Source organism: Parasphingorhabdus halotolerans, assembly GCF_012516475.1.
Lineage (GTDB): Bacteria > Pseudomonadota > Alphaproteobacteria > Sphingomonadales > Sphingomonadaceae > Parasphingorhabdus > Parasphingorhabdus halotolerans.
This window is the reverse complement of sequence record NZ_CP051217.1, coordinates 1,729,895-1,745,368: the sequence shown is the minus strand read 5'-3', so window position 1 is coordinate 1,745,368 and position 15,474 is coordinate 1,729,895. Positions and strand designations below refer to the sequence as shown.

19 protein-coding genes are annotated in these 15,474 nt (G+C 52.2%); 12 read left to right on the top strand and 7 right to left on the bottom strand.

Annotation, left to right across the window (positions count from 1 at the left end; all coding sequences use genetic code 11):
* Positions 1 to 8 precede the first annotated feature (8 nt).
* The 6 genes from HF685_RS08485 (at position 9) to HF685_RS08460 (ending at position 3,707) form a co-directional block, all read left to right on the top strand.
* Entirely contained in the window at positions 9 to 734 is a 726-nt protein-coding gene (locus HF685_RS08485) for a ferritin-like domain-containing protein (RefSeq protein WP_168821412.1), read from the top strand.
* Between the two features lie 112 nt (positions 735 to 846).
* Positions 847 to 1,554, top strand: coding sequence for a M23 family metallopeptidase (locus tag HF685_RS08480; RefSeq protein ID WP_168819275.1), 708 nt, complete (start codon positions 847 to 849; stop codon positions 1,552 to 1,554).
* Between the two features lie 104 nt (positions 1,555 to 1,658).
* Positions 1,659 to 2,009, top strand: a complete 351-nt coding sequence (gene erpA / locus HF685_RS08475; protein ID WP_168819274.1) for an iron-sulfur cluster insertion protein ErpA — start codon at positions 1,659 to 1,661, stop codon at positions 2,007 to 2,009.
* 98 nt (positions 2,010 to 2,107) lie between these two features.
* Complete coding sequence (gene xth / locus HF685_RS08470; RefSeq protein WP_168819273.1) at positions 2,108 to 2,896, top strand: exodeoxyribonuclease III; 789 nt, start codon at positions 2,108 to 2,110, stop codon at positions 2,894 to 2,896.
* A complete protein-coding gene (locus HF685_RS08465; protein ID WP_168819272.1) occupies positions 2,893 to 3,270 on the top strand; it encodes an alpha/beta hydrolase family protein in 378 nt (125 codons plus the stop codon). The genes xth and HF685_RS08465 overlap by 4 nt, the downstream gene beginning before the upstream one ends.
* Positions 3,271 to 3,296: 26 nt before the next feature.
* Positions 3,297 to 3,707: an alpha/beta hydrolase gene (locus HF685_RS08460; protein WP_168819271.1), complete on the top strand. Its 411-nt coding sequence runs from the start codon at positions 3,297 to 3,299 to the stop codon at positions 3,705 to 3,707.
* Here the strand turns inward: HF685_RS08460 and HF685_RS08455 are convergent.
* On the bottom strand, positions 3,673 to 4,875 hold the full coding sequence (locus tag HF685_RS08455; RefSeq protein WP_168819270.1) for an N-acetyltransferase: 1,203 nt from the start codon (positions 4,873 to 4,875) through the stop codon (positions 3,673 to 3,675). The genes HF685_RS08460 and HF685_RS08455 overlap by 35 nt on opposite strands.
* 157 nt (positions 4,876 to 5,032) lie before the next feature.
* Between HF685_RS08455 and HF685_RS08450 the strand changes: the two genes are divergently transcribed.
* Positions 5,033 to 6,136 (top strand): fatty acid desaturase family protein, encoded by a 1,104-nt coding sequence (locus tag HF685_RS08450; RefSeq protein ID WP_168819269.1) that lies wholly within the window; start codon positions 5,033 to 5,035, stop codon positions 6,134 to 6,136.
* A gap of 132 nt (positions 6,137 to 6,268) precedes the next feature.
* Here HF685_RS08450 and lptG read toward each other — a convergent pair whose 3' ends face one another.
* Together lptG and lptF are read right to left on the bottom strand one after the other, a co-directional pair.
* Positions 6,269 to 7,357: an LPS export ABC transporter permease LptG gene (gene lptG, locus HF685_RS08445; RefSeq protein ID WP_168819267.1), complete on the bottom strand. Its 1,089-nt coding sequence runs from the start codon at positions 7,355 to 7,357 to the stop codon at positions 6,269 to 6,271.
* A gap of 36 nt (positions 7,358 to 7,393) precedes the next feature.
* Complete coding sequence (lptF, locus tag HF685_RS08440; RefSeq protein WP_168819265.1) at positions 7,394 to 8,605, bottom strand: LPS export ABC transporter permease LptF; 1,212 nt, start codon at positions 8,603 to 8,605, stop codon at positions 7,394 to 7,396.
* A gap of 123 nt (positions 8,606 to 8,728) precedes the next feature.
* Here lptF and HF685_RS08435 point away from each other — a divergent pair, with 123 nt between their 5' ends.
* The 4 genes from HF685_RS08435 to HF685_RS08420 are packed head-to-tail and all read left to right on the top strand — an operon-like array spanning position 8,729 to position 11,576.
* Positions 8,729 to 9,211, top strand: a complete 483-nt coding sequence (locus HF685_RS08435; RefSeq protein WP_168819263.1) for a DUF2141 domain-containing protein — start codon at positions 8,729 to 8,731, stop codon at positions 9,209 to 9,211.
* A gap of 34 nt (positions 9,212 to 9,245) precedes the next feature.
* Entirely contained in the window at positions 9,246 to 10,220 is a 975-nt protein-coding gene (locus HF685_RS08430) for a diacylglycerol/lipid kinase family protein (RefSeq protein WP_168819261.1), read from the top strand.
* Between the two features lie 15 nt (positions 10,221 to 10,235).
* Positions 10,236 to 11,153 (top strand): hypothetical protein, encoded by a 918-nt coding sequence (locus HF685_RS08425; protein WP_168819260.1) that lies wholly within the window; start codon positions 10,236 to 10,238, stop codon positions 11,151 to 11,153.
* 27 nt (positions 11,154 to 11,180) lie between these two features.
* Complete coding sequence (locus tag HF685_RS08420) at positions 11,181 to 11,576, top strand: cupin (RefSeq protein WP_168819259.1); 396 nt, start codon at positions 11,181 to 11,183, stop codon at positions 11,574 to 11,576.
* 94 nt (positions 11,577 to 11,670) lie between these two features.
* Here HF685_RS08420 and HF685_RS08415 read toward each other — a convergent pair whose 3' ends face one another.
* From HF685_RS08415 to HF685_RS08400, 4 genes are all read right to left on the bottom strand, one after another.
* Complete coding sequence (locus HF685_RS08415) at positions 11,671 to 12,465, bottom strand: enoyl-CoA hydratase/isomerase family protein (RefSeq protein ID WP_168819258.1); 795 nt, start codon at positions 12,463 to 12,465, stop codon at positions 11,671 to 11,673.
* Positions 12,466 to 12,469: 4 nt separating this feature from the next.
* On the bottom strand, positions 12,470 to 13,231 hold the full coding sequence (locus tag HF685_RS08410; protein ID WP_168819257.1) for a hypothetical protein: 762 nt from the start codon (positions 13,229 to 13,231) through the stop codon (positions 12,470 to 12,472).
* Positions 13,232 to 14,431, bottom strand: a complete 1,200-nt coding sequence (gene spt / locus HF685_RS08405) for a serine palmitoyltransferase (RefSeq protein WP_168819256.1) — start codon at positions 14,429 to 14,431, stop codon at positions 13,232 to 13,234. It abuts the gene before it with no gap.
* Between the two features lie 138 nt (positions 14,432 to 14,569).
* Positions 14,570 to 14,815: an acyl carrier protein gene (locus HF685_RS08400; RefSeq protein ID WP_168819255.1), complete on the bottom strand. Its 246-nt coding sequence runs from the start codon at positions 14,813 to 14,815 to the stop codon at positions 14,570 to 14,572.
* A gap of 43 nt (positions 14,816 to 14,858) precedes the next feature.
* On the opposite strand from HF685_RS08400, the gene HF685_RS08395 reads away from it, so the two are divergent.
* On the top strand, positions 14,859 to 15,473 hold the full coding sequence (locus HF685_RS08395) for a Pycsar system effector family protein (protein WP_246218553.1): 615 nt from the start codon (positions 14,859 to 14,861) through the stop codon (positions 15,471 to 15,473).
* Position 15,474: the final 1 nt, after the last annotated feature.

The window sequence follows — 15,474 nt, the reverse complement described above, 5'->3', positions numbered from 1 at the left end:
CCAAAGTCATGGCTGCGCGCTATGCTGCCCGCCAATGGCGTTTGGGAAGGCTAGAGCATGATTTCAGCATCTCCATGCCCGATCAGCCAGCACGCCCGGAAAAGCCCGAATTATTATTTCCGCGCGATATGCCGCGCAGGGGAAAGGGTACATCACTCACAAAACGCATCGCCCTGATCCACGCGCTGGCACATATTGAATTTGTCGCGATTGATCTCGCGTTTGACATGATTGGCCGGTTTGCCGGGCAGTTTCCTCGTGAATTCGCCGATGACTGGTTTCGGGTCGGCGCCGAAGAAGCGATGCATTTCGTTTTGCTGGACCGCCGTCTTCGGGAAATGGGCAGTTTCTATGGCGCGCATCCTGCTCATGATGGGCTTTGGGGCGCAGCAAAAGAAACCGCCCATGATGCTTCAGCGCGGCTGGCGATTGTACCGATGGTTTTGGAAGCGCGGGGGCTCGACATCACTCTGGATACGGTTGAGCGGTTTAAAGCGCAGGGTGATAACGTCACCGCAAAAGTGCTCAAACGGATATATGAAGACGAAATTAACCATGTTTCTTATGGAACCAAATGGTTCGAATTTGCCTGCGCGAATCTAAATAAATCGCCTCATCGACACTGGAAAAATCTTGTAAAAACCCACTTCAGAGGCGGGTTAAAGCCGCCATTTAACGACTCAGCGCGCCATGCAGCCGGTTTAACGCGGGAATATTATTATGGTATTGAATAATTAACCAATATGAATTTACACCTGTGGTCAGACAACGGGGGGCAGAGTATCTGCCAAAAACCAAAGAACCGAGAGGCTGCTCGGGTCGCAAGAAACAGGAGTCGATCACTTGATGACCGACAATGTAGTAAGTTTGTTTAAAAATACTGTGACAAAACTCACAGCAATCGCAATTTTCGGATCCGCGCTAACATTTTCTTCAACGGCTATGGCCGAAGAAAGTTCCGCAAGTATCCCTGTAGATAGCTTGAAAAGTTCATCTTCGGATAATTCTCTGGGCGAATCAGATCCCGCTTTCCGGATGATTTTTAATAACTGGTCCGGCCAGGGAAAAGTCCAGCCGGTCAAGCTGACCATCCCGTCGCGCAAACCGGTTGAAAATTTTGCGCTCACCAGCTCCTACGGTTTCCGGTCCGATCCGTTTAAAGGCCGTCGCGCTCGTCACAAAGGCATTGATATGGCGGGTCCGATTGGTACACCGATTTATGCCACAGCAGACGGCATCGTAGGACGAGCCCAATGGGTTAGCGGATACGGCAAATATATTGAAATCAACCACGGCAATGAAATCCAGACCCGCTACGGGCATATGTCACGTCTTAACGTAGAGCCAAATGCGCGCGTGAAAAGCGGCGATTTAATCGGTTTCATGGGTTCAACAGGACGGTCAACCGGAAGCCACCTCCATTATGAAGTGCGTATCGCCGGCGAAGCGGTTAACCCCATTCCATTCATGCAATCCAATGATTTTCTGATAGCTCAGAAACTGGCACCCGGTGCGAAAGGCAACATCGCTTTGGGCGGCCCGGACGAGAAATAAGCCGAGAAACAAAATATTGCTAACACCTTTGGGAGAGGGTGCAATAAGGGGGCGGCGCAAGTTATAGGCTTGCCGCCCCTTTTGATAATCCCTATCTTAAAGATATGACCCAGGCACTCGACACATCCGAACAGGAAATATTCCTGACTCCCAGCGCGGCAAAACGCGTGGCGGCCATTGCGGAAAAGCAAGGTAAGCCAGCTATGCTGCGACTCGCGGTAGAAGGTGGCGGCTGTTCGGGTTTTCAATATAAATTTGAACTGGCCGAGGCAGTGGAATCGGACGATGTGACTGCGGTTGAATCGGGCGTGACGCTGGTTGTTGACGAGATCAGCCTTGATCTGGTGCGCGGCAGTGCTGTTGATTTTGTTGAATCGCTAGGTGGCAGCGCGTTTCAGGTAACTAATCCCAATGCTGCATCCGGTTGTGGCTGCGGTTCGAGCTTCTCCGTTTGAACGATTGGCAGCACTCCGTTAGCACTGAGCTTGTAGAAGTGCGCTTATGGTCTTGAAACGTCCTTCGACAGGCTCAGGACCAACGGAAAGACGCTGATATGCGCATCGCCAGCTTCAACATCAACGGAATAAAAGCACGTTTGCCGCGTCTGCTGGAATGGCTGGAAGAAACCAAGCCTGACGTCGCCTGCCTGCAGGAAATCAAGACACAGGATGAAGGCTTTCCAGCCGCAGAATTTGAGAAAATCGGCTATGGCGCAATCTGGCATGGGCAGAAAAGTTTTAACGGTGTCGCGATATTGACGCGCGATCAGCAGCCGGGAGAGACCAAGCGCGGCCTCAATGGTGAACCGGAAGATGAGCATAGTCGTTATCTCGAAGCCAACGTTAAAGGCGCAGGCGGCAGGAGCGTGCGGATTGCGAGCATCTATCTGCCCAACGGAAATCCGCATCCCGGTCCCAAATTTGACTTCAAGCTGCGCTGGATGAAGCGGCTGCGCGATCGTGCCGCAGAAATCTGGGAAGAAGAAATTCCCGCAGTGTTAGCTGGTGATTATAACGTCATCCCGCGCGATAATGATGTTTTCTCGGTGAAAGCGATGCAGAATGATGCGCTGATGCAGCCTGAAAGCCGGGCGGGCTATCAGCGCATGTTGAACGATGGCTGGACCGATCCGCTGGGCCTTACCTATCCGCAGGGCAATATCTGGACCTACTGGGATTATCGCAGCGGCGGCTGGCAGCGCGACCAGGGTTTCCGCATCGATCACTTGCTGCTTAGTCCTCTAGCAGCGGATCGCCTAAAAAGCTGTGGCGTCGATAAAGAGCATCGCGGACGCGAAAAAGCCAGCGACCATGCGCCGACATGGGTGGAACTGGATTATTGAAAAAAGTGCTGTGGAATGGATTGCTGTTCGTGGCCAGCCTTTATTTGGGTATGCTTGTCATAGTCTATCTGTTTCAGAACAGCTTTCTCTATATCCCCGATCAAGAAGTTCCGAGCAGCGCTCAGCTTGCCAGAACCGATTTCACCGCTGTTACCATCACCAGCGAAGGCGAAAGTAAAACAACTTCATTGTGGAAGCCGCCAACGGATCAAACCCGGCCTGTTTTCATGCATCTTCATGGAAATGCCGGATCGCATTATCATCGCATTCCGCTTTATCGCGCGCTGGCGCAAAATGGTTCGGGAGTGCTTGGCGTGGGTTATCCGGGCTATGGGGGAACGTTGGCAGCCCCAGCGAAGAAGGATTATATTTAACCGCGCAGGCGAACTATGATTGGCTATTGGCTAAAGGTATCGCAGCAGAGCGCATAATTATCGTTGGACAATCTCTTGGTACTGGCCCCGCTGTTTGGTTGGCATCGAAGAATTCGGCCGCCGGATTGATATTAGAGGCAGCCTATACCGGGATCGACGATATGGCGCAAAAGCAGTTCCCTTTTTTGCCCGCGAAGATGCTCTCGAAAAACAAGTATCCGTCAATTGACCGGATCAGGCAGATTAATATGCCTCTGGTCTGGATTCATGGCACTGCAGACGAACTTATTCCTTTCTCAATGGGACAGAAGCTGTTCGATGCAGCGGATCAACCCAAAACCGCTGTTCCGATGAGAAACGGTGGCCATAACGATTTATGGGAGCGGGGGATTGATGAGATTATCAGGGCAGAATCGGCGAAGTTTTTTCTTCGCTAACGGCATCGCCATAGAGCGCCTTTTCATACATTGTATATTCGCGATTTAGCTCCGCATTCAGCGCCTTGGCGATGGCGATCATTCCCTTGTTATCTTCCAGTATCCAGCCGATTTCGCCGCGTTCCGTGCCAAATTTCTCAATGGCGTTGCGACGGATATATTCGATCATCATGAACGCCATCTGGCTGGCAAGGCGACTGTTTTGCAGCTCCTTTTTTACGCCCATCAGCGGGACGCGCATGGTTTTTGCTTTGGGGCGTTTTAGCCACCAAAGGAGTTTCGCCCAATTAAACGGGAGAAGCTTGCCGTTCATGTCTTTGATAACTTCGTTGAGGTCAGGCAACGTCATCATGAAGGCTACCGGTTCGCCTTCAATCTCGGCGATCATATTAATCTCTTCATAGACGATCTTGCCGAGATTTTTGCCGGCATGTTCGATCTCGCGGTCGGTGAACGGCACAAAACCCCAGTTGCTTGACCAAGCATCATTGAGCAGGCCCATGATGATCTCGGCATCCCGGTCAAAATGCTTCTTGTCCACTTTCCGGATCACCAGCTTTCTGTTGCGTTCACCCGACGCAACGATGCGGTTGATGAGTTCGGGAAAGCCTTCTGTGACCGGTACGGCATAGGTTTGCAGTTTTTTGACCGATCGGTAACCGCTCGATTCGATCCAGCCCTCATAGGCCGCATTGTGGTGCCCCATCATGATCGTTGGTCGCTGGTCATGACCGAATGTCAGAAGGCCCGGTTCCTCCCACACCGACATGCTGAGCGGAGCCAGCACGCGGCGCATGCCTTGGTCCCGCAGCCAGTTTTCTGCTGTATTGATGAGGATGCGGGAAACATCTTCGTCTGCCGCCTCGAGCAATCCCCAATTGCCCGTGCCCGGCCCCATTCCTTGTTCCGGCGGCTGTTCCAGCGCGAGATGATCGATATGAGCGCTAATCCGTCCGACTGGCGCACCACCTTGCAATGCCAGAAAAAACTGCACAGTGGCATGCTCGAAAAAGGGATTTTTCGTAGGGCTAAGGAGTGCGTAAACCTCTGATTTGAGTGGCGGTATCCATGCCGGATCATTGGCATTGAGCCGATAGGCAAGCTCGACGAAAGCTTTTTTCTGGCCCTTGGTTGTGACCGGTTGAATGACTATATCCGTTTTCGCCACAGCAATTAATCTTTCTAGAAAACTTGCGTGGCTGTGGCGTTAATCGCGCTGAAATGTCAAGGCCAGCATGAGGATTAGCGCCGGACTGCAATCACGGCCTTGCCATTATCTTGCCACGAAATACTGCTTAAGGCAGCCAAACAACAAACGGATACTTATGGATTCCACGGCATTTACTGCAAACGAACCACCGGCTGGAAAACTGGCCAAGGGTTCTGCACGCGTTACGTCTTCGAGAACTGGCGAAGACAATGAGCTGATCCGCACAGCAGCTAAAGTGACGCGGGACCTTAACGCGCCGCGCCCCGCCATTTATTGGGCAGACTTTCTGGCGTCGATCATTGTCGGCTATGGCGCGCTGTTGGGGGCGATAGGTAGCGCCAAGATTGGACTGGCCGTTGCATTTGGAATTATCGCCATATTGGCGCTGTATCGCGCTGGAAGCTTCATCCATGAACTGACCCATGTACGGCGCAATGCCCTGCCATGGTTTCACTTCGCCTGGAATGCGCTATTTGGCGTGCCGATGCTAATCCCCTCGTTCATGTACGAAGGCGTGCACAGCATGCATCATCGTACCAAGAAATACGGCACGAAAGAAGATCCCGAATATCTGCCCCTGGCTTTGATGAAGCCTTGGAGCGTACCGCTATTTGTGGTTGCCGCCTCGCTCGCGCCGATTGCGCTGTTAGTTCGCTATGCTGTGCTGTCGCCACTGTCGGCGATCATTCCGCCGTTGCGCAAGATTGTGGTTGAGCGCTATTCAGGGCTTGTGATCAATCCAGACTTCCGTCGCAAACCGCCGGAAGGGGATTTGAAGCGGCAATGGCTGGCCTGCGAAATCGCTGCAAGCATCTGGGCCGTAAGTCTCCTGGCGATGATCGCGATGAACGTCATTCCTTTGCGTGCGTTTTTGATTTTCCTTGCCGTTATGTCTGGCAGCGTTGTGCTCAACCAAATCCGCACTCTTGTTGCGCATCTTTGGGAAAATGACGGCGAAGAAATGAGTGTCACTGCGCAATATCTCGATAGTGTGAATGTTCCTCCACCGGGCACCTTGCCAGCGCTTTGGGCACCGGTGGGCCTGCGTTATCATGGGCTCCACCATCTGCTTCCCGGTGTGCCATACCATTCGCTGGGGGAAGCGCATCGGCGCATTTCCAATGCACTCCCTAAAGAGTCCAATTTTTACCGCTCCAACCATGGCAGCCTGTCGCGGCTAGTGATTGGATTGGTGCGCGGGAGCGCCGGCAGGGCTTAGTTTCCAGGCACGATAGCGCAGTTGACATTCCGTTCGCGCTGAGCTTGTCGAAGAACAGCTTTAGGCTAATTCGCAGACCGGAGAATCCGTCGACAGGCTCTGGACGAATGGTGACCTTAAGCGGTGTGGCCCTTATTCTTCGGTGCGAACAAGCACAGTCTCGCCGATCAGAAAGAACAAAATAAACGGTGCCCATGCTGCGAGAAACGGTGGGTAAGCGCCGATATTACCCATCGCCAGCGAGAAATTGTCTGCAACAAAAAAGGCAAAGCCAAGCGCCATACCGATCACGGCGCGAAGAAATAGCTGGCCGGAGCGAGCCAATCCGAATGCCGCGACCGCGCCGAGGAGCGGCATGAGCATCGCTGATAGCGGGCCAGATATTTTATGCCACATGCTGGCTTCCAGGCTCATCGTAGGCCGGCCAGCCGCTTTCAGATCATCAATAGCGGTTTTCAGCTGCGGCAATGTCAGACCTTCCGCATTTACACTGGACAGCGTGAATTGGTCGGGACGAAGGGTCTCGCCAATAGTGAGTTGATCCTGTTTTTGTTCGGTGCCAGTGGCGACATCAAATCGGGTTACGCCTGTAATCGTCCATGATTGGCCGGTATATCGGCCTTCGTCGGCATGCAACAGGCTGCGCAGATCGTTTTCCGAGCGACTGAATACAGTGATATCCCGAAGAACAACATTTTTGCCGCGCCCTGCAACGACCTTGGCGTTGACCAGATTATTGCCATCTTTGACCCACACGTTGGTTTTGACATTGCTTTCCCTGGGAATGGGGCCGAATTCCACCTTCTCCCAAGCGGAGAGCGTAGCGGTCGCCGGTGCCACAACCGTTTCGTTGAACAGGAACGAACTAATCGCAACAAGCAAGCTGGTGACGATAAGTGGTGCAAGAATCTGGTGAGCAGAAAGGCCGCCCGCTTTCATCGAAACAACTTCGCTATTCTGGTTCAATGTTGCGAGCGTGATTAATGTGCCAAGCAGCACGGAAAAGGGCAAAGCAAAGGCAATAATCTGCGGTGCTCTTAGCGATACATAGGTCCACAGCTCGGCTTCGCCGTTGCCTTGAAAGGCTAGGATTTTACCGCTTTGACCAAGCAGGTCCAGCGACATCAGCACCAGCACGAGCAAGGCTACGACGCTGAAAATGCGGATCAGGAACATCTTGGCCATGTAAAAGGCAAGCGTGCGGGAAGGAAAAAAATCCATAGCTAAAGTCGTTCTCTACTGGCTTGCTTCAATTCATCAATCCGTGACATTGGCGCGCTTTCGATTGAAATTGAGCAAGCCCTTGAAGACCCCTCCAAATTTCGAGAATCCTTTTTCGAGGGCACCAATCGGTTGCCCGCCTGGAACATGTGCGACGATATAGTACATCCAGATAATCAGCCCTGCAAATAGCAGAAACGGAAGCCATAGAGCGATGATCGGATCGACAATCCCGAGCGAACCAATATCCTCGCCATATTCATTGAGTTTGTGATAGGTCACAATCATCACGATTGAGAGGAACACGCCAAGCGCTGATGTCGAGCGTTTGGGCGGTATCGCAAGTGCGAGCGCCAATAGCGGCATGAGCATCATCATAACCACCTCCACCATCCGGAAGTGAAAATTTGCGCGGCTTTCATTGCGTTCGGTTTCCGGTCTTCGTTCATCGGATCCAACCCGGACCAGTTCGGGAATAGTATATTCCAGATCCTTGCCACCGCGAGATCGAAAAGAGGCGATATCCGGCAGAGCAATCGGCAGATCATGACTGCTAAAACTTAATATTCTCGGCTTTTCATAATTGGGCGCATCGTGGATGAGTACACCGTTGGACAGGCGCAGGATGATCGTGTCCGGATCATCGGTTGCCAGAAACTGGCCGTTTTTTGCGGTTACCGAAACGGTCTGTCCCTTGGAATTCTCAGCCCGGACAAACATTCCGCTCAATTTGGTGCCATTGTCGCGGCTTTCCTCAATCCGCATCGTCATTTTTTTGCCCAGACTGGTGAATTCACCGACCTTGATCGAAGCGCCAAGCGCACCGGATCGCAGTTCAAACCGCAATTCTTCGTAATAATAGCGCGATAGCGGCTGGACGAAACCGACCAGCAGCAGGTTGACCATCATCAGCGCGACGGCATACATATAGGGCACCCGCAAAAGCCGCCCATATCCTTGACCAACTGCCCGAAAAACATCGAGCTCCGAGCTCAGCGCCAGTTTTCTGAATGCGAGCAATATTCCGAGTAACAGCCCGATCGGGATGCCAAGCGAGAGATATTCGGGGATGAGGTTGGCCAGCATCCGCCAGACCACGCTTACCGGGCCGCCTTCTGCTGCGACGAAATCAAATAGCCGCAGCATTTTTTCCAGCACCAGCAACATCGCCGAGATCACCAGTGTCCCGATAAGGGGCAAAGCAATCAATTTGGCGATGTAACGATCAGTAGAAGTCAGGAATTTCAACTTGTTGTCGCCCTCTCACCATGTTTCTGCCGCAAATCGAATCCATATCGATAAGCATTCAGGGGGCTGATTCTCTTACCCGCCGGAGTTGACGTGGGTATAACGACTAGGAGTATATTCGTCATGTTGAAATTTGCGGCACCAATAGCCCTTTCAACCGCCCTTCTTGTAGCGCCTGTTACAGCGCTTTCTGCAGGTCAAACAATTTCCAATAATATGAACCAGTGCCGATCCGGAAATGGACCTGCTGTGCTGGTGAACGTGAGTGGTATCAAGGAATCATCCGGAAAATTACGGGTGCAGAGCTATCGTGGAACCAAGGAAGAATGGTTGAAAAGCGGCGCCTGGCTGCACCGCATTGAAGTTCCTGCCAAAGCGGGTTCGATGACGTTTTGTATGCCGATAAACAACGCGGGCACTTATGGTATTGCTATCCGCCACGACGTGAATGGTAATGGCAAGACCGATATTTCGTCCGATGGCGGTGGCATGTCGAACAATCCGAGCATCAATATCTTTAATCTTGGCAAGCCGAGTTACAAGAAAACAGCCTTTTCCGTCGGCAACGGCGTCAAATCTATCAATATCACAATGAAATATATGTGACGGGCATATATTACCGGGGAACGGGCACGAAATAATGGCCAATGTAGCGTTACTATCCAATCCAAATTCGACCGGGAACCGGTCAATCTTGCCGGAAGTGCGCTCATATTGTGTCAAAAATAGTGACGTGTTCCACTACGAGGTGGATGATGTTGATGAAATTGCCAAGGCTCTGGAGACCATCGCGCGGGTGAAACCCAAAGTGCTGGTTATCAACGGCGGCGATGGAACCGTCCAGGCAGCTTTAACCGAGCTATACCACGGCGGGCATTTTGGTGATAACCCGCCGCCAGTGGCTGTTTTGCCCAACGGCAAAACCAACCTCATCGCGCTTGATCTGGGTGCGGAGGGCAATCCGCTAAAAGCGCTGGAACGCATTGTCGAAATGGCAAAACATGATTTGCATGAGCATCTGGTCGACCGCGAACTTATCGCTCTTTCCGATGGGGAGGAGGGCAGCAAGGTCGTATTGGGGATGTTCCTGGGCGGCGCAGGTCTGTCGGAATTTATTCTCTATTGCCGCCACAAAATCTATCCTTTGGGTCTTCCCAATACTGCGGCACATATACTGACAGCATTTGCCGCCCTGGCGTCCGTACTATTTGGATTGCGGGCTAAATTCCTCCCGAACAGACCTTCCCCGATTAAAATTTCGCTGATCCGCGATGGCCAATATTCCGGAAACTTCGCGGTTTTGATTGTAACAACGCTTGAAAAACTGCTGCTGATGAAGCGATTTGTGCGCAGTAAGCAGGGCAAGGGGCGGATGCAGTTCATGGCCATTGACCAGCAAACCGGCGCGATATTGCGGTTTATCTGGGCGGTAGTGTCCGGCCGACTTGGCAAGACAGCGCAAAAGGGCATCCATTTTGAGCATGGCGATATGATCCGGATTGAAGGCAAGAATAGCAATGTCCTGATGGATGGCGAACTGTTTCAGGCACAGGAAGGTCACCCGATCGTGCTCAAAACAACCAAGCCAGTGTCCTTCCTTCGCCTCGCTGCATAAGCTAAAGCCCTTCGCGTGAGCGAATTGATTCAATTGATAAAGACAGAATTGGCGCAGCCGGTTGATCCGCGTGTGGTAGATTTTGCCGCGTCCATTGCCGCGCAATATGGAGAAGCATCGCGGGCAGTGCTGTTTTACGGCTCTTGTTTAAGAACGACCGAACTCGATGGCCAAATGCTGGATTTCTATCTAATCGTATCGAGCTATGAAGTCGCTTATGGCAAGAGTTGGCTGGTGCGGGCCAACAAGCTGCTGCCGCCCAATGTATTTCCGGCCGAGCACGATGGATTGGTCGCGAAAATCGCGGTGCTTAGCGAGGAAGATTTTGCACGGCTTTGTTCGGTTAAGGCAGGAGATGTGTCGGTTTGGGCGCGATTTGCGCAACCTTCTAGATTGGTGTGGTTGGCAACCAATTTGGCCCCGGAGACTATTGTCGAAGCAATCGCCGAAGCGCCGGTAACGCTGTTTCAAAGGACCTTGCCGGTAATGGGTGCCGAATATACGTCTTTGAGTGATATTTGGCGCGAAGGATTTTCCCGGACCTATGATTGCGAACTTCGCGCAGAACGAGCGGGGCGATCAAGCTCCGTCGTTGATTGTGAGCCGGAAAGGTACGAACGACTGGGTATGGCTACGACTGCAACTATTGCCAAGCGAATGGGTGTCGGTCCTAACGGTGAAGTCCCAAATTTCGCAAGTCCCGACGCGACCGAACAATTTTGGCGTAAAATGAAAAGACGAGGGAAACTTCTAACCTTGGCCCGCCTTGCCAAAGCCTCTGGCACTTATGCTGGCGGGATCGATTATCTCGCTTGGAAAATAAACCGCCACGCCGGGACAGGTTATGTGATCAAGCCATGGCAGCGCAAATGGCCGATTTTGGGGGCGTTGACGATGTTGCCGAGATTGATTGCTGGTGGAGCTATAAAATAGTATCGCTTTTCCAAAGTGAGGGAGAATATGGCGCACAATCTTAACAAAAATCCGATACACTTGGGCCTAGGCGCAACCGCAGAGGTTGAACCGGAAATGACCGGTGATATGGAATGGTATGCAGGTTACGGCGCGCGCCATGGCGACGATGGGGCTGAAGGCCGGCTGGTTTCCATGTATACGTTCACGGAAGATTGGAATGTTTGGGAGATGCACCCCAAAGGCGCAGAGGTGGTGTTATGCACGGCTGGAGTAATGACTCTGGTCCAGGAAATGCCGGATGGAAGCCATCAGAGCACCGCTTTAAAAGCGGGAGAATATGCGGTGAATGCTCCGGGTGTTTGGCATACGGCTGATGTCAATGGGGAAGCGACTGCGGTGTTTATTACCGCTGGTGAGGGGACCGAGCATCGGGAGAGGTGACTAAATTTCGTCATTGCGAGGAGCGTAGCGACGCGGCAATCCAGAGTGGTTAGTGCGGCCCTGGATTGCTTCGCTTCGCTCGCAATGACGGAAATCACCGATCTTTATAGTCCGGTTTGCGTTTGGCAAAAAAAGCTCTCGCTGCCTCGCGGCTGTCATCGGTCATGGAAAGCATCACCTGCTGGCGGTCTTCAATGGCGAGCGCCGCTTCAAAGCTCTGCGCATCAATATTCCGGTTCAGCGCGTCCTTGGATAACCGCAATCCCATCGGGGCAGTATCGAGCATTTCTTCAGCGAGCGCTAGGCCGGTTGCGAGGAGCTCTTTCTCTTCCACCACCTCGCTGATGAGCCCATATTGCGCCGCGCGCTTGGCGTGAATAAAACGCCCGGTGAGGATCAGCTCTGCGGCGATGGACGAGCCAACCATGCGCGGCAGGAAATAGCTCGATCCCATGTCACAGCCGCCAAGGCCGATTTTTATGTAAGCTGCATTCATTTTCAGGGATGGCGCGCCAAAACGAACATCGCTGGCAAGCAATAGCGAGAAACCGCCGCCGCAAGCCGCACCCTGGCCCAGCGCGATAATCGGCTGAGGGCATTGCCGCATCAATTGCATCACGGTCGCGATAGCACGCTGGGTCCGCCAGACGTGCTGCACCTTTCCGAGCGAGCCATCATCTTTCCATGCGCCGATATCCAGTCCCGCGCAAAACGCCCGGCCCTCGGCGCGGAACAACACCACCCGCACATCAAGCCGTTTTTGCAGGCCGCGAAAATAGTCCTGCAACGCGAAGATCATATCCTCGTTCATGGTGTTGAGTTTGTCCGGCCGGTTGAGCGAGAGTATCTCGATGGGTCCGCGCTGTTCAATGAGGATGGGGTTGGTCATATTTTCACAATTCAGAGAGATCTATTTCTCGATATTCGAAGGCTTTCCCTTTCGAAATATGCTGTTGAGATAATCTTCGTCCGTCAAGATAGATTGTGTGTAGTGTTTCAGCATATTGCTTTTGGTCTCCGGCACGATAGCTGGGCTTGTTGGTGTGCCAATTCGCGCAATTAATGTACAACTTCGAACGATCATTTGCCTTCTTCGACAGCAGCGACCGTTTGGCGTTTAGCGTGCCCGGGTTCCCCATCCGATCATGGTTCGGGTTTATCACAATGTCTGCTAGTCTCACGAAATTTTTGACCTTATCCGAATTGAAGACTGGCTTATCTCGGCCCTTAATTACGTTAATTTCGCCGCAAACCATCAGATACGCTTTGAAATCCAATATCGAATGAAAGCGGTTCTTTGAATTCTCTAGTTTAGAGACTTTGCCTTCTGCAAAATCCTCCTGCGTGGCAAATTTTTGTGTGCCAAACTTAAGGGGTTTCTTGAAATTTCCGCCAACAAGAAAATATTGGTTCCCATCTACCTTCTTGCCTCCATTCGCTGCTTCTACATAGCAGTAGCTCGCTAGACTCTTTTGATGAAGCCATCGAATATCTTTAACTGTATCGACAGAAAAGCCGGCACAAACGAGAATGTCAGGAGCATGTTTTTCAGCTACTTTCCGAATGATCTTGCGTCGTACTTTTGATGAAAGGACCATTGTCCGATCATCAAGTTGAAACGACAAGGTGCCAATTCTAAGGCGTGAAAGATCCATCTAAATCGCCCCAACCGCTTTACCCGCTGCTTCAAACATACCCAAAATCTGGTCCACCTGTTCGCCGGTATGTTCCGCGCAAAGCGAACAGCGCAGCAGTGTCATATTCGCCGGTGTGGCAGGCGGGCGGGCGAGGTTCACATAAAGCCCTTCCTCCAGCAAAGCCTGCCACATCATCGCGCCGCGCTCGAGATCGGGCATGATCACCGCGATAATCGCGCTTTGGGCTTCGGGCGTGCCGAGCGTGAAGCCTAGATCGCGCAGGCCCTTGTGCAGCTTCTTGCTATTCTCCCAAAGGTGCGCCCGCTTATTGCCGCTGTGCATCAGCTTGCGGATGCTGGTCGCGGCGGTCGCCATCACGCTGGGCGGCAGGCTCGCGGTGAACACATAGGGGCGGCACACCAGCCGCATGATTTCAAACTTCGGGTGGTTGGAAACGCAGAAACCGCCGACGGTGCCGACGCTTTTCGAGAACGTCCCGATGATGAAATCAACATCGTCGATTACGCCTTGCTCTTCACAAACACCGCGGCCATTTTCACCGATAAAGCCCATCGAGTGCGCCTCATCAACCAGCACCATCGCGCCATTTTCCTTGCACACGCGCACCATCTCGACCAGTGGTGCGACATCGCCGAGCATCGAATAGACGCCCTCGAGAACAACGAGCTTGCCTGCTTCAGCGGGAAGCCGTTTCAAGCGTTTTTCCAGCGCTTCAACATCATTATGCTTGAACGCAACAATCTCGGCATTTCCCATCGCGCAGCCATCGTAAATCGAGGCATGGCTGTCGATATCGAGAATGATGTAATCGCCTTTTCCGGCCAGCGTCGAAATAACGCCCAGATTGGCCTGATAACCGGTTGAAAAGACCATTGCATGGTCCATGTCGTAAAATTCTTTCAGTGCATCCTCACAATCGCGATGCAGGCTGTAAGTCCCGTTAAGCAATCGACTGCCGGTGGTTCCAGAACCGAATTCCTTCAGCGCTTTCAGCCCCGCTTGACACACATCATCATCAAAGGTCATGCCCATGTAATTATAGGTGCCGAGCAGGATGGTTTCCTTGCCGTTACAGATAGCAACAGTGGGAGATTTTACCTCTTCCATCACCAGCGCATAAGGGTCTTTTACGCCCGTTGCGAGTAGCGTCTCACGCTCCTTAATGAGCGGATCAAATTTACTAAGTAGGTCGGTCATTGCGATTCCCGTTTTCTTATCAACAATCGTCATCCTGAACTTGTTTACCTTTCGGGGGCCTTCGGCTCAGGATCTCCATAAACTGAGAAAAATTTCATGAGATGCTGAAGCAAGTTCAGCATGACGAAAATCAAAAAATCAGCTCTCCATCAACTTGGCAACAGCGTCTGCCAACTGGCCGACCGTTTCAATCTCTGCCTGCATGTTCATCGTGATGATGATATCAAACTCGTCTTCCACCGCCGCGACAAAATCCATCACCGTCAGGCTGTCCCACTCCAGATCGCCAGCAAAGGTCGTGGCATCTTTCAGCTCCACGCCCTTGTTGTTAAAGGGCCCGATAAGCGCCTCAACTTTGCCCATGATTTCTTCGCGACTTGGCATAAAAATTTCCTTCAAATCTCGTTTGCTGGCCTATTGCCAACCCATGCGCCCCATTGGCAAGCGAATAAGGCGCAATAGCGGCATTAGCTTGCCCAAAAGCGACGAATATGCCAATTTCCAGATTCTTGAGGGAGAGTCTATGGCAGAAGATCGAATATGGCCGGATGATGCGATTTATGCGCTGCGCACAACGCAGCAGCATCATGTCCAGCTTAGTATGATGGCCGATAATAAAGCAAATATGCTAATTGGTGCGACTTTTGTGGTTTTCACCCTGGCAATTGGTCAAAGCCGGGCGGGTAATCTTTCCTTGCCCTTGCTGATTTTGGCTATATCTGCCTTCGCCGCTGCCTTGCTAGCGGCGCTGGCGGTGATGCCTGCTACCGCGAGGCGCGGGGATACACCGCGCAATATGCTGTTTTTCGGATCGTTCGGCAATATGACCGAAGAGGATTATATCGACCATCTGCTGGAAAATGAATTTGTCAGTCAGGAGACAGTCTATCGCACCATGTTGCGGGATATCTATCAGATGGGCGCTATTTTGCAGCGCAAGAAATATCGTTTTCTGGGCTGGGCCTATCGGGTTTTTCTCACCGGATTGACGTTGACGCTGGCCACATTTTGCATCGAGCAAGTCGCGGGTCCCATTTTGTAGC

Excerpts from the sequence above, each read along its gene's own strand:
- HF685_RS08410 (WP_168819257.1), bottom strand. The coding sequence starts at position 13,231 with ATGGATCTTTCACGCCTTAGAATTGGCACCTTGTCGTTTCAACTTGAT.
- HF685_RS08395 (WP_246218553.1), top strand. The coding sequence starts at position 14,859 with ATGCGCCCCATTGGCAAGCGAATAAGGCGCAATAGCGGCATTAGCTTG.
- HF685_RS08430 (WP_168819261.1), top strand. The coding sequence starts at position 9,246 with ATGGCCAATGTAGCGTTACTATCCAATCCAAATTCGACCGGGAACCGG.
- HF685_RS08435 (WP_168819263.1), top strand. The coding sequence starts at position 8,729 with ATGTTGAAATTTGCGGCACCAATAGCCCTTTCAACCGCCCTTCTTGTA.
- HF685_RS08420 (WP_168819259.1), top strand. The coding sequence starts at position 11,181 with ATGGCGCACAATCTTAACAAAAATCCGATACACTTGGGCCTAGGCGCA.
- lptG (WP_168819267.1), bottom strand. The coding sequence starts at position 7,357 with ATGGATTTTTTTCCTTCCCGCACGCTTGCCTTTTACATGGCCAAGATG.
- xth (WP_168819273.1), top strand. The coding sequence starts at position 2,108 with ATGCGCATCGCCAGCTTCAACATCAACGGAATAAAAGCACGTTTGCCG.
- HF685_RS08415 (WP_168819258.1), bottom strand. The coding sequence starts at position 12,465 with ATGACCAACCCCATCCTCATTGAACAGCGCGGACCCATCGAGATACTC.
- erpA (WP_168819274.1), top strand. The coding sequence starts at position 1,659 with ATGACCCAGGCACTCGACACATCCGAACAGGAAATATTCCTGACTCCC.
- HF685_RS08450 (WP_168819269.1), top strand. The coding sequence starts at position 5,033 with ATGGATTCCACGGCATTTACTGCAAACGAACCACCGGCTGGAAAACTG.
- HF685_RS08485 (WP_168821412.1), top strand. The coding sequence starts at position 9 with ATGGCTGCGCGCTATGCTGCCCGCCAATGGCGTTTGGGAAGGCTAGAG.
- spt (WP_168819256.1), bottom strand. The coding sequence starts at position 14,431 with ATGACCGACCTACTTAGTAAATTTGATCCGCTCATTAAGGAGCGTGAG.
- HF685_RS08480 (WP_168819275.1), top strand. The coding sequence starts at position 847 with ATGACCGACAATGTAGTAAGTTTGTTTAAAAATACTGTGACAAAACTC.
- HF685_RS08400 (WP_168819255.1), bottom strand. The coding sequence starts at position 14,815 with ATGCCAAGTCGCGAAGAAATCATGGGCAAAGTTGAGGCGCTTATCGGG.